The 11,655-nt window shown below is 69.7% G+C and carries 16 protein-coding genes; 8 read left to right on the top strand and 8 right to left on the bottom strand.

Translation table 11 applies throughout. The annotated features are described in order from the left end of the window. The 3 genes from Q0D75_RS20265 to Q0D75_RS20255 all read right to left on the bottom strand — a co-directional run. On the bottom strand, positions 1 to 470 hold a 470-nt coding region (locus Q0D75_RS20265; RefSeq protein WP_291057560.1), incomplete at its 3' end, for a hypothetical protein. Positions 471 to 483: 13 nt separating this feature from the next. Further along, positions 484 to 789, bottom strand: a complete 306-nt coding sequence (locus tag Q0D75_RS20260) for a hypothetical protein (protein ID WP_291057558.1) — start codon at positions 787 to 789, stop codon at positions 484 to 486. Then, positions 786 to 1,940, bottom strand: a complete 1,155-nt coding sequence (locus tag Q0D75_RS20255) for an inorganic phosphate transporter (protein ID WP_291057556.1) — start codon at positions 1,938 to 1,940, stop codon at positions 786 to 788. Before Q0D75_RS20255 ends, Q0D75_RS20260 begins: the two co-directional genes overlap by 4 nt. A gap of 182 nt (positions 1,941 to 2,122) precedes the next feature. Here Q0D75_RS20255 and Q0D75_RS20250 point away from each other — a divergent pair, with 182 nt between their 5' ends. Continuing rightward, complete coding sequence (locus Q0D75_RS20250) at positions 2,123 to 3,079, top strand: GGDEF domain-containing protein (RefSeq protein ID WP_291057554.1); 957 nt, start codon at positions 2,123 to 2,125, stop codon at positions 3,077 to 3,079. A gap of 27 nt (positions 3,080 to 3,106) precedes the next feature. Here Q0D75_RS20250 and Q0D75_RS20245 read toward each other — a convergent pair whose 3' ends face one another. Next, a complete protein-coding gene (locus Q0D75_RS20245; protein WP_291057552.1) occupies positions 3,107 to 4,048 on the bottom strand; it encodes a linear amide C-N hydrolase in 942 nt (313 codons plus the stop codon). A gap of 78 nt (positions 4,049 to 4,126) precedes the next feature. Here Q0D75_RS20245 and Q0D75_RS20240 point away from each other — a divergent pair, with 78 nt between their 5' ends. Continuing rightward, positions 4,127 to 4,495, top strand: coding sequence for a hypothetical protein (locus Q0D75_RS20240; protein WP_291057550.1), 369 nt, complete (start codon positions 4,127 to 4,129; stop codon positions 4,493 to 4,495). Positions 4,496 to 4,524: 29 nt separating this feature from the next. Here Q0D75_RS20240 and Q0D75_RS20235 read toward each other — a convergent pair whose 3' ends face one another. The 3 genes from Q0D75_RS20235 to Q0D75_RS20225 all read right to left on the bottom strand — a co-directional run bounded on the left by Q0D75_RS20235 (position 4,525) and on the right by Q0D75_RS20225 (position 6,141). Continuing rightward, positions 4,525 to 4,731, bottom strand: coding sequence for a hypothetical protein (locus Q0D75_RS20235; protein ID WP_291057548.1), 207 nt, complete (start codon positions 4,729 to 4,731; stop codon positions 4,525 to 4,527). After that, on the bottom strand, positions 4,728 to 5,654 hold the full coding sequence (locus tag Q0D75_RS20230; RefSeq protein WP_291057546.1) for an SPFH domain-containing protein: 927 nt from the start codon (positions 5,652 to 5,654) through the stop codon (positions 4,728 to 4,730). Before Q0D75_RS20230 ends, Q0D75_RS20235 begins: the two co-directional genes overlap by 4 nt. A gap of 67 nt (positions 5,655 to 5,721) precedes the next feature. Further along, a complete protein-coding gene (locus tag Q0D75_RS20225; RefSeq protein WP_291057544.1) occupies positions 5,722 to 6,141 on the bottom strand; it encodes an Lrp/AsnC family transcriptional regulator in 420 nt (139 codons plus the stop codon). A gap of 69 nt (positions 6,142 to 6,210) precedes the next feature. Here Q0D75_RS20225 and Q0D75_RS20220 point away from each other — a divergent pair, with 69 nt between their 5' ends. Both Q0D75_RS20220 and Q0D75_RS20215 read left to right on the top strand, forming a co-directional pair. Next, complete coding sequence (locus tag Q0D75_RS20220; RefSeq protein ID WP_291057542.1) at positions 6,211 to 6,837, top strand: LysE family transporter; 627 nt, start codon at positions 6,211 to 6,213, stop codon at positions 6,835 to 6,837. Between the two features lie 68 nt (positions 6,838 to 6,905). Then, complete coding sequence (locus Q0D75_RS20215) at positions 6,906 to 7,883, top strand: zinc-binding dehydrogenase (RefSeq protein WP_291057540.1); 978 nt, start codon at positions 6,906 to 6,908, stop codon at positions 7,881 to 7,883. Positions 7,884 to 7,944: 61 nt separating this feature from the next. On the opposite strand, the gene Q0D75_RS20210 is transcribed toward Q0D75_RS20215, so the two are convergent. Further along, positions 7,945 to 8,259: a metalloregulator ArsR/SmtB family transcription factor gene (locus Q0D75_RS20210; RefSeq protein WP_291057538.1), complete on the bottom strand. Its 315-nt coding sequence runs from the start codon at positions 8,257 to 8,259 to the stop codon at positions 7,945 to 7,947. 85 nt (positions 8,260 to 8,344) lie between these two features. Here Q0D75_RS20210 and Q0D75_RS20205 point away from each other — a divergent pair, with 85 nt between their 5' ends. The 4 genes from Q0D75_RS20205 to Q0D75_RS20190 all read left to right on the top strand — a co-directional run bounded on the left by Q0D75_RS20205 (position 8,345) and on the right by Q0D75_RS20190 (position 11,645). Beyond that, positions 8,345 to 9,397, top strand: a complete 1,053-nt coding sequence (locus tag Q0D75_RS20205) for an SDR family oxidoreductase (protein WP_291057537.1) — start codon at positions 8,345 to 8,347, stop codon at positions 9,395 to 9,397. Positions 9,398 to 9,529: 132 nt separating this feature from the next. Beyond that, positions 9,530 to 10,054, top strand: coding sequence for a hypothetical protein (locus tag Q0D75_RS20200; RefSeq protein ID WP_291057536.1), 525 nt, complete (start codon positions 9,530 to 9,532; stop codon positions 10,052 to 10,054). A 62-nt stretch (positions 10,055 to 10,116) separates the two neighbouring features. Further along, a complete protein-coding gene (locus Q0D75_RS20195) occupies positions 10,117 to 11,082 on the top strand; it encodes a hypothetical protein (protein ID WP_291057534.1) in 966 nt (321 codons plus the stop codon). A 77-nt stretch (positions 11,083 to 11,159) separates the two neighbouring features. Then, positions 11,160 to 11,645: a pyridoxamine 5'-phosphate oxidase family protein gene (locus Q0D75_RS20190; protein ID WP_291057532.1), complete on the top strand. Its 486-nt coding sequence runs from the start codon at positions 11,160 to 11,162 to the stop codon at positions 11,643 to 11,645. Positions 11,646 to 11,655: the final 10 nt, after the last annotated feature.

The raw sequence follows: 11,655 nt of genomic DNA, 5'->3' as shown, positions 1-11,655 counted from the left end.
ACCAGCCCGGCCAGGCCGCTCCGGTCGTCGACGACGCCGAGCGCCCCGCCGCTGAACGCCGCCAGCAGTTGCGTGCCGGCCGAGAACAGCCAGGTCGCGGCCGTGACCGCGCACAGCACCAGGAGCATCCGGTGCCGGCGCAGGTTCACCGCCCAGGTCGCCCAGAAGCCGGCCAGCAGAAGCGAGGCGATGCCGACGAGCACGACCGCGCCGGGGATCGGCTCGAACGGTGTCGAGACCCAGACGTAGTCGCGCAGATGGTCGGCCGCGGCCGCGCATGGGTCCGAGGACGACGCGGCGGCGGGAGTCGCGGATCCGCTCGGAGCGAGGCACGGCGCCCACCGGATGGCGGCGGCCGCCAGCTGCAGAAGCCCCGCCGGCCCCAGCAGCAGGGCGCTCACCGCCGTGGCGGCACTCCCTAGCCGCAGCCGGGCATCGTCGTTCCCGTCGTCTCGGCGCAGTCGCGTCATCCGGCTCCCCGCCCTAGGAATGGAACTGCGGGATGACCAGGTAGATGCCGTAGAGCACCGCCGCGATGCCGACAGCGATGCACAGGTACGCGCCCGCCGTGGCGATCGGCGGTCGGTGGGCGCGGTCGCTGCCCGTGGCCAGCAGGCGCAGGCCGAGCGAGTACGAGGCGACCACCAGCACGCTGGCCACGAAGGCGACTACGAAGACGAGCACGAACGATCCCCAGTCGACCCCGAGGAACTGCCCTTCGCCGGCCGCTCCGCTCTCGGCCGCCACGGTGATCGCCGGTACGGTGAGTGCAGCGAGTGCGGCGCTCATGCCGCCACCTCCTTCTCCTTCTTCGGGGCATCCGGGGCCTCATCGACGTCGTTGACGTTCTCGTGGGTGACGGGATGCCGGCGGGACAGCAGGTAGATCACGAGACCGGCGGCGGCCCCGAGCACGGCGACGACGATCAGACCGAGGATGCTGCTGGTCGCGGCCCACGCGGCGAGCCCGCCCACGAGCGCGGCGGCCGGCAGCGTGACTCCCCAGGCGATCGCGATGCGCCCGACGATCCCCCAATGCACCGAGGCGAGCTTTCTGCCGAGCCCGGCGCCCACCACCGCACCCGAGGTGACCTGCGTGGTCGAGAGCGCGAACCCGAGGTGCGAGGAGACCAGGATGGTCGCGGCCGAACTCGTCTCGGCCGCGAACCCCTGCGGCGACTGGATGTCGGTGATGCGCTTGCCGACGGTGCGGATGATGCGCCAGCCGCCGAGGTAGGTGCCGAGCGCGATCGCGAGACCGCAGGCCAGGATGACCCAGAACTGCGGCGCCCCGCCGGCATCCTGGTACCCGGCCGCCACCAGGGTGAGGGTGATGACGCCCATGGTCTTCTGCGCGTCGTTGGTGCCGTGGGCGAGCGAGACCAGCGAGGCGGAGACCGTCTGGCCGTGCCGGAACCCCGCTTCGGCGCCCCGGCTGGCGGCGTGCTTCGTGAGCTTGTAGGCGACGTAGGTGGCCGTCAGAGCGATCACTCCCGCCACGAGCGGCGAGATCAGCGCCGGCAGCAAAATCTTCGAGAGCACCACCGAGAAGTTCACGGCGCCGAAACCGGCCCCGATGATCGCGGCCCCGATCAGGCCGCCGAAGAGCGCGTGCGTGGAGCTGGAGGGCAGGCCGAGGTACCAGGTGGTGAGGTTCCAGAGCACGGCGCCGACGAGGCCCGCGAAGATGAGGGTCGGGGTGATCTCCACCCCGTTCTCGCCCTCGTTGATGATGCCGTCGGAGATCGTCTTGGCCACCTCGGTGGAGAGGAAGGCGCCCACCAGGTTGAGCACCGCGGAGATGCCCACCGCCACGCGGGGCTTCAGGGCTCCGGTCGCCACCGATGTCGCCATGGCGTTGGCCGTGTCGTGGAATCCGTTCGTGAAGTCGAACACCAGGGCCACCACGATCACCAGGATCACGGTGATGAGCACATCCATCGTTCCCTCCTCCCGCGGCCACGATGGTCGCTCACGCCCTGTCTAAGCCTCAACGGGCGTGGTGCCACCGGGGAGAGTGGTGAAGAGGAGGTGAACAGATGCGCCTCCGGCCGTGACCGCCTGGTTAGAATTCGACGCATGACCCGGCGCGGGTCGGTCGGGGGAGGGTGATGAGCCGAGCAGTGCGATGGCTCCGACAGCGATCCATCCCGCCGTTCGCCTGGGTCACCGCGGCGGGCGGCGCCGTCATCGCGGGCAGCGGGCTCCTGGATGCCGTCACCTCGACGGGCGATCCGCTCGGAAGCGGCTGGACCTGGTTCTGGGTCGCCGTCACCGTCGTTCTCGCCGGCACCCCGATCGCGCTCGGCATCCGCTTCGTGCACTGGGTCGGTCTCGCGGGAGTCAGCGTCTTCTTCGTGATCACGTCACTGCAGATGGCCGTCTCGACCGCGCCCGTGGCATCCGTCAACAACATCGTGCTGTACCCGATGCTCGCCTGCTACCTGGGGTGGTTCTACCGGAGGTGGGTCGCGCGGGCCGTCACCGGGGGAGGGTTCGCGCTCTCGTTCGCCGCCATCGCGGTGAACCCCTTCGATGCCGTGCTGATCACCTGGGTCAACATCCTGCTCGCCTCGGTGTTCTGCCTCGAAGCGGCCGGTTACCTGCGCAGCCGCCTGGACCGGGAGATCACCACCGATCCGCTCACCGGCCTGCTGAACCGCTCGGGGCTCGACGCGCGCATCGACCTGGAGCTCGGCCGGGCGGCGCGCACCGCGCAACCGGTGGCGGTGGTGATCGTCGACCTGGACGACTTCAAGAAGATCAACGACGAACGGGGTCACGCGGCCGGCGATCGCCTGCTGGTGGAGTTCGCCGCCGCCCTGCGCGAGGCCACCCGGCCGTATGACCTCGTCGCACGGATCGGCGGCGACGAGTTCTTGCTCGTGCTTCCCGCCACGACGGATGGCGAGGCCCTCGAGCTGATCGGCCGGCTGCACGCCTCGGCGCCCGAGCTCTGGTCGTTCGGCCTGGCCGTCGCGGAACCGGACGACACGGCGCACTCCATCCGGGAGCGCGCCGACCAGCGTCTCTACGCCCACAAGGCGTCACGCAAACAGAACCCGTTCGGCAGGCCGTAGGCGAACGGGCACTGTCTGGCCGGCGGTTCAGTACAGCAAGGGCGCCGGCTCGAGGTGGTGGGTCTGGTCTCCCACGAGGGTGAGTTCGCGGGGATCCAGCTTTCGCACCTCGGTGACCTCGGCGAGGTCGTCGAGGGTGACCCAGAAGATGTTGGGGCTGCGGGTGGAGCCGAAGTAGTAGATCCGGTTGGTGAGATCGGCGCCGGCACGCCACCAGGTCGGATAGACGTCCCCGGTGGAGTACGGGGCGCCGTACGGCACCGAGACGTTCGCGATGAGCTGGAAGACGCCGGCGACGGCCTCTTCGACGTTCTCCGGCTCGGGGAGGTAGTGCAGGAAGTAGGCCGAGCGCACGAAGCGGTCGGTCGAGGTGATGTCGCCGGGCGGGGGCAGCTCGCCGCCGAACGGGCGGTACCGCTCCAGGTTCTGCAACTGCTTGTCGAGTGTGGGCGAGTTGGCCATCACGGTGAACTCGCGCCCGTGGTGCACCACCAGCTCGCCGCCGAGCGGCTCGATCACCGCGGAGTCGCCCGTGGCGTCCTCGATGGCGATGTGCACCCCGAGCTCGATTCCCCGGAAGGTGGGCGAGGTGATCCGCACCCGGTCGATGTCGGCGACGGCCTCGGCCACGGTGGCGTAGTTGTCCAGCAGGTACTGCACCCAGAGGGCGTTCGCCACCGAGGGGCGCCCGTCGGCCGGCGGGAACTCCACGTCGTCGGGGTTGAGGTAGAGGGCGTGCGCGGCGAAGCCCTTCTCGTTCAGGCCGTCGACCGTGCCCATCCCCCACATGCTCGTCACGAGGCTGCCGTAGAGAGAGGTCCAGCTGTGCGACTCGTGGTCGGCCTTTCCGGTGCGCGCGGTCCCGCGCGGCACGAACCAGAGCTCGGGCTCGTCACTGACGGCCCAGTCCATGCATCGGGCGACCGTGATCGCGACATCGTTGCTGTTCCAGAGGATGCGGGTGCACATGATCGCGAGCGTATCCCACCCCTGCCGGACCGACCAGGTCGCCCCGGCGGCGACGGCCGATCCGGATAGGGTGCAATCATGACGGACCCCGACACGCAGCAACGACTCCGCGGGTGGCAGCTCCTCGGGAGCTGGGTTCGGGAGCAGAAGCTCTGGCGGGACGTGCTGACCCGGGTGGTCGCCGGGGTCATCACCGCGGCGATCATCTACGCGGGCGCCCTCCTGCTCGGCTACCTCCACACGCCGGAACTCGCGGCGGGTGCGCTTCTCGCACTGGGCATCACGGGCGGGGGCATTCTGGTCGCCGTCGCGGTCGGACTGCTCGTGTCGCTGCCGGGGCGCCGTCGCGCCGGCCACGGGATCCTGGCGAGGAGCATCACGGCCGCGGTGCTCGTGGTCGCCGCCGCCGGAATCGTGGCCGGCGTGATCATCGACGTCGTGACCTGATCCTCCGCACGGGCCGGGCACCGGAGAGGTCAGTGCCCGGCATCCTTGCGGGGGCGCCCGCGCGGGTTGGGCTCCTTGAGACCGGCCGGTGCCCGCCCAGCCTTGGCGAGCGCTTGGCGCAGGATCATCTCGATCTGCGCGTTGACGCTTCGCAGGTCGTCGGCGGCCCAGCGGGCGAGCGCGTCGTGCAGAGCCGGGTCGATGCGCAGCAGCAGTTGCTTACGCTCCGCGCTCACGAGGAGTAGAGGGTCCCCGTGTTGACGATCGGCGAGGCCGGCTGGTCGCTGCAGAGTACGACCATGAGGTTGCTGACCATGGCCGCCTTGCGCTCGTCGTCGAGCTCGACGATGTCGTCCTCGCTGAGCTTCGTGAGCGCCAGGTCGACCATCCCGACCGCGCCCTCGACGATCCGGGTGCGTGCGGCGACCACCGCGTTCGCCTGCTGACGGCGCAGCATCGCCTGGGCGACCTCGGCCGCGTAGGCGAGGTGGCTGATGCGCACCTCGACGATCTCCACGCCGGCGAGCGAGATGCGCTCGGCCACCTCGTGCGCGAGCTCGTCGGCGACCTGGTCGGTCGACCCGCGGAGCGAGGTGCCCCCCGAATCGGAACCGTCGTAGGGGTGCGTCGTCGCGATGTGGCGCAGGGCCGACTCCGCCTGCACCGACACGAAGTCCACGTAGTTGTCCACCGCGTAGGTCGCCTTGGAGGTGTCGGCGACCTGCCACACGACGATCGCCGCGATCTCCACCGGGCTGCCGTCGGCGTCGTTGACCTTCAGCCGGTTGGTCTCGAAGTTGCGCACCCGCACGCTCACGCTCCACCGCGTCGAGAGCGGCATGACCATCGACATGCCGGTTCGGCGCACGGTTCCGACGTAGCGGCCGAAGAACTGCACGACCTTGGTCTGGCCCGGCTGCACGATCACGATCGAGGTGAGAGCGATCACGAACGCCGCGAAGAACGGCACCGAGGCGATCTTCGCGGCATCCGGCAGCACGAGGAGCGTCAGCAGTCCGACCGCGAGAAGAGCTCCGGCCAGCGCCAGGCCCACCCCTCCTGGGAGGGAGGCCGCGGTGCGCTCGGTGATGTCGACCCGCACGCCGTCGTGCCCGACCGGAACGGTCTCGACTGTGGTGGGACTGGCTTCGGTGGTCATGGCGCGCCTCTCGAATCGTGGAAAAGTGATATCACTTTATCGCGGATCGGGGGCGTGTGCCCGATTCTCAGCGGAGCGCCAGGCGGGTCTGCGTGTGCGAGGCGCCTCCGTCGTTCTTGAGGCTGCGCAGCAGGCGGTCGAGTGCGGTCGTGCCGGTGACGCGGATGTGCAGGAGGTAGTCGTACGACCCTGTGACATGCACGGCGTCTCTGATCTCGGGGATCCGCCGGCTCCACGAGAGGAACTCCTCCGAGTCGTGCCCGGCCGCGAGGCGTACATCGACGAACGCCTCCAGGCCGTCCGCGGGATCGACGGATTCGGCGTCGAGGACCACGCGGTAGCCGAGGATGACCCCGGCCGTCTCGAGCCGGCGCACGCGAGCGGCCGTCGCGTTCGTGCTCAGCCCGACCCGGCGGCCGATCTCACTGAACGACGCCCGCCCGTTCACGCGGAGTACGTCGATGATCTCGCTGTCCATCCGGTCCATACCGACAATCATCTCAACTGACTGCCCGATCGCACCGTCGTTCGCGGTGCCGTGTCCCATGGTCGTGGCATGGATGTTCTCTTCGCACTGGCCTCGGGACTGGTCGCCGGCCTCGCACTGGCGGCTCCGCTCGGCGCGATCGGGGTGATGCTGATTCAGGAGGGTGTCTCGCGGGGACTGCGGCGAGGCCTCCCCGGCGCGGCTGCCGTGGCGACCGTGGACATCCTCTACTGCACCGCCGCGGTCACGGCGGGTGCGCTCGTCGGTCCGCTCGTCGGAGCGTTGACGCCCTGGCCGCAGATCGTCGGCGGTGCGGCACTCGTCGTGATCGGCGTGCGCGGCATCGTCGCCGGCGGCCACCGGCCGGTGCGCGAGGGTGCCCCGGATGCCCGGCGATCGCAGACGTCCCTCGGCCGGTTCGCGCTCTTCCTGGGCCTGACGGCGATCAACCCGGCCACCGTGGTCTACTTCGGCGCGATCCTCACCGGACTCGGCCAGGTCGCGGAATCGGTCCCGACGGGCATCGCCTTCATCGCCGGCGTGGGAGTGGCATCCTTCTCCTGGCAAGCGCTGCTCGTGCTGATCGGAGCCGCCCTCCGCCGCAGAACGGGATCGTCGTTCCAGCGCTGGACCGCTCTCCTCGGCAACGGCCTCGTGGTGCTGCTCGGGGTGCTGCTGCTCGCCCGGATCGGCTGAGGCGGTGCGTCGGGAGTTCCTGTGGATGCGACCCCCGCCCTCCCAGGCCGGGAACGTAGCCTTGAATCATGCGCGCACTCACCCACGCCACCTTCGGCGAAGCCACCGACGTTCTCGAGGTCACCGACCGCCCCCTCCCCGAGCCCGGCCCGGGCGAGGTGCGCGTGCGCACGGTGCTCTCGCCCATCCACAACCACGACCTGTGGACCATCCGCGGGACGTACGGTTTCAAGCCCGAGCTGCCGGCCGCATCCGGAACCGAGGCGGTCGGCGTCGTCGATGCGCTCGGCGAGGGCGTCACCGCCCTGCAGCTCGGTCAGCGCGTCGTCACGGGTGGCACCTTCGGCGTCTGGGCCGAGTACTTCGTGGCCAAGGCCGCCGGCCTCATCCCGGTGCCCGACGGCATCGACGACGAGACCGCCGCGCAGCTGATCGCGATGCCCTTCAGCGCTCTCAGCCTGCTCGACCACCTCGACGTCGCACCGGGCGACTGGATCGTGCAGAACACCGCGAACGGCGCCGTCGGTCGCCTCGTCGCCCAGTTCGCCGCCCACCGCGGGGTGCGCGTGCTCGGGCTGGTGCGCCGCGACGCGGGAGTCGATGAGCTCGCGTCCATCGGCATCCACGACGTGGTCTCCACCGAGAGCGACGGCTGGCAGGATGCGGCGGCGGCGCTGCTGGCGGGCGCGAGCCCGAAGGCGGCCGTCGATTCCGTCGGTGGCAGCGCATCCGCCGACCTGGTCGGACTGCTGGGGGAGGGCGGCACGCTCTGGTCGTTCGGGGCGATGGGGGCGGGCGATCTGCAGATCTCCTCGGGCGCGCTCATCTTCAAAGACGTCACGGTGAAGGGGTTCTGGGGCAGCCGCGTGAGCCGGGAGATGGATGCCGCCAAGCGCGGTGCCCTGTTCGGCGAGCTGTTCGAGCGCATCGGTTCGGGCGAGGTCGCTCTGCCCGTCGAGGCGGTCTTCCCGTTCGACGACGCCCGCGAGGCGGCGGCGGCCAGTGCCGTGCCCGGTCGCGCCGGAAAGATCCTGCTGCGCTTCTGAGCTGTCCGGCAGCGCGGGCTCGACGTCGTGTCGGCCGGCTGCGAGCTAGGCCGCCTACGAGCTAGACGGTCAGAGCCACGTTGCGGCCCACGGACTCGATCGCCGCCTCGTTGCGCGAGTAGTGCGACCACTGGCCGATCCGGGTGCAGGTGACCAGGCCGGCGCGCTGGAGCGTGGCCATGAACTGCGACGCGGTGGACTGCGAGACCTCGGCGCGGGCCTGGATGTGCTTCAGGCACACGCCCACCTCGGTCGCGGGCTGATCCTGCGGCGGAAACGAATCGGGCTCTTTCAGCCAGCCGAGGATCGCGAGTCGGGTGGGGTGCCCCAGCGCCTTGAACACGGCGACCAGGTCGAGTTCGGGGGTGTCATCCATCCGCCCACTCTATCGCAATATCGTGATTTACCGATGCTGTGCTAGACAGTACATCGGCAAATCACGATCTAGCGATGGAGGCGGCATGGAACGCAAGACGGCACTGGTGGTCGGAGCCCGAGGGGTCATCGGCGGCAACCTCATCGACCACCTCGAGCAGATCGGCGGATGGGACGTCATCGGCATCTCGCGCCGTGGGGGAGCGGATGCCGGCCCCGTGCGTCACCTCGCCGTCGACCTGCTCGACCGCGAGGCGACGGCCGAGCGACTGCGAGGTCTCTCCGGGGTCACCCACGTGTTCTACGCCGCCTACCAGGATCGCCCCACCTGGGCGGAGCTGGTCGCACCCAATCTCGCGATGCTCACGAACGTCGTCGACGCGATCGAACCCGTCGCTCCCGGCCTCGAGCACATCAGCCTCATGCAGGGGTACAAGGTCTATGGCGCCCACCTCGGCCCCTTCGCGACTCCGGCGAAGGAGTCCGACCCGGGGCACATGCCGCCCGAGTTCAACGTCGACCAGCAGTCGTTCCTCGAACGGAGGCAGCGCGGGGCGGCCTGGTCGTGGTCGGCGCTGCGCCCATCCGTCGTCGCCGGCATCGGCCTCGGCAACCCGATGAACCTCGCGATGGTGATCGCCGTCTATGCGTCGATGAGCAAGGAGCTCGGCATCCCGTTGCGGTTCCCAGGCCGGCCCGGCGCCTACACGAGCCTGATCGAGATGACGGATGCCGGGCTGCTCGCCCGGGCGACGGTCTGGGCGGCCACCACCTCGTCGAGCCGGAACGAGGCGTACAACATCACCAACGGCGACCTGTTCCGGTGGTCGTCGATGTGGCCGCGGCTCGCTGAGTTCTTCGACCTCGACGTGGCTCCGCCGCTGCAGATGAGCCTGCAGGACGTGATGGCCGACAAGCAGCCGCTCTGGGAGGCGATGATCGAGCGCCACGGCCTGGTCGCGACCCCGTACCGGGATGTGTCGTCGTGGGCCTTCGGAGACTTCGTGTTCGGCTGGGACTACGACGTGATCGCGGATGCCTCGAAGGCGCGGCGGGCGGGTTTCCACGAGTATGTCGACACCGAGGAGATGTTCCTGCGCATCTTCCAGGATCTGCGCGATCGTCGCCTCATCCCGTGACCCGGTAGCAGGGCCGGCTCGTCGTCCGAGCGGCCGAAACCACCGATTCCGGGGGACATCGGGCGGCCTCGCCTCGCTACCGTGAAAATGTCTGCTCACCCCGAATGGGGCCCGCACCCGAAAGGCTTCCTCATGCGCACATCCACCCGCATTCTCGCCGGCATCGCCACCTCGGCGGCGCTGACCCTCGTCGTCGCCGTGCCCGCGATGGCCGTGCCCGGGCCACCCGAGAGCACGGTCACGGCCGAGGTCACCGGCGGCAGCCTCACCATCACGGCACCCGCCAGCACGATCCTCAACTCGGCGGCTCCCGGGCTGGACGCCTCGGGCTCGCTCCAGGGCGTGAGCGTGACCGACGAGCGTGCTATCGAAGGAACCTGGACCGCGTCGTACTCGATCACCGACTTCACCTCCACCACCACCGACGCCGTGATCCCCTCCGACGCTTTCGAGATCAACGCCGTGGTCCCCACTGCCACCACCGGCACGATCGACCTCGAGACCTTCACGAGAACCGGCGCAGGCCCCTCGGCCGTGGCCAGTGCGACCGTGGTGGGTAACAACTCCGCCACGTGGGTCGAGGGCATCCTCGTGCACGTACCGGCCGGCGCGCTCGCCGGCGTGTACACCGCCACGCTGACCCACTCCGTGCTCTGAACGCGGCGTCTCACCGGATCTCCTCGGGTCCGTCGCGGGCTGTCGTTGCGGCAGCCCTCATCGTGCTCGGCGTTCTCGCGCTGATCGGTGGAGGTGCGGCCCCTGCGTCCGCCGGCACCGACCCGGGTGAGGCTTCGATCGGCATCCGCCTCGTGGATGTGCCTGAGGCGACGCTCGACGACCCACGCGCCCGTAACTACATCGTCGACAACGTGGTACCCGGCTCGACCATCCAGCGTCGCGTCGAGGTGAGCAACGAGGGCGGAACCGCCCAGACCGTCACGATGTATGCGACATCCGCCCGGATCGTCGACGGAGAGTTCACCGGCGACGCCGAGGGGTCGGAGAACGAGCTCTCCTCCTGGACCGCTCTCTCGAGTCAGACCCTGGAGCTCGAGGGCGGCGAGTCGAGCAACGTCACCGTCACGATCGCGGTACCGGCGGATGCGGCGGAGGGCGAGCAGTACGCCGCGGTCTGGGCGCAGGTCACGAAGCCGGCACCCGACGGATCGATGCTCGCGCTGGCCTCGCGGGCCGGCGTGCGACTCTACGTGTCGGTCGGCCCCGGCAACGGGCCGCCTGCCGACTTCACCCTCGGCACGCTGACCGCGGAGCGATCCGCCGAGGGGATGCCCCGGCTCGTGGCCGTGGTGACCAACACCGGTGGCCGTGCCGTGGACGTGTCGGGAACCCTGACCCTCACCGAGGGCCCGGGTTCGATGTCGGCCGGGCCGTTCAGCACGGCGAACGCGGTGACGATTCCGCCCGGCGGCACCCATGAGGTCTCGATCGACCTCGACCCGGCGATCGTCGCGGGACCGTGGACGGCGAACCTGGCCCTCACCTCCGGTCTGCTGTCGCGAACGGCGACCGCCGAGGTCACGTTCCCGGCAGAGGGTGTCATAGCCGTCGAGACGGTGGATGCGGGACTGCCCCCGTGGGTGCTGGTAGCCGGCGGCGCGGCGGCGTTCTCGGTGGTGGCCGCCGTCGTCATCCTGCTCGTCGTGCGTCGACGATCCCGCTCCTAGCCCGCCCGAAGCAACCCCCTGGCGGGAATCCGGTTCCGGCGTAGCGTGAAGCCCCTCACCCACGAATGGAGCACCCCATGACCGGCACCGACGAGATCGAGACCCTGGCGAAACTGCTCGACGACTTTCCGATCACCATGGTCGTCACCCTCGACGACGACGGGCATCCGCTGTCGCAGCCGTTGGCCATGCAGCAGCAGCACCACCGCTTCGACGGCGACCTCTGGTTCCTGGTCAGCGCCGAATCCTCCACGGCGACGCGTGTGGAGAAGAATCCGCTCGTGAACCTCGCCTTCAGCTCGAACGGGTCGTGGGTGTCGGTCAGCGGCCACGCCGAGCTCACCACCGAGCAGAGCTACATCGACGCGATGTGGGACCAGAGCGTGGAAGCCTGGTTCCCCGGAGGCCGCACCGATCCGTCGATCCGGGCCCTGATCGTGCACACCGACTCGGCCGAGTACTGGGACACCCCCGGCTCCACCATCACCACGGTCTTCAGCTTCGTGAAGTCGAAGGTCACCGGCACGCCCATGGAGATCGACACCGACAAGATCGACCTCTAGGCGGGCGGTG

Source organism: Herbiconiux sp., from assembly GCF_023264855.1.
Classification (GTDB): domain Bacteria; phylum Actinomycetota; class Actinomycetes; order Actinomycetales; family Microbacteriaceae; genus Herbiconiux.
The sequence above is the reverse complement of the archived record's forward strand: the minus strand, read 5'-3'. Positions and strand labels throughout refer to the sequence as shown.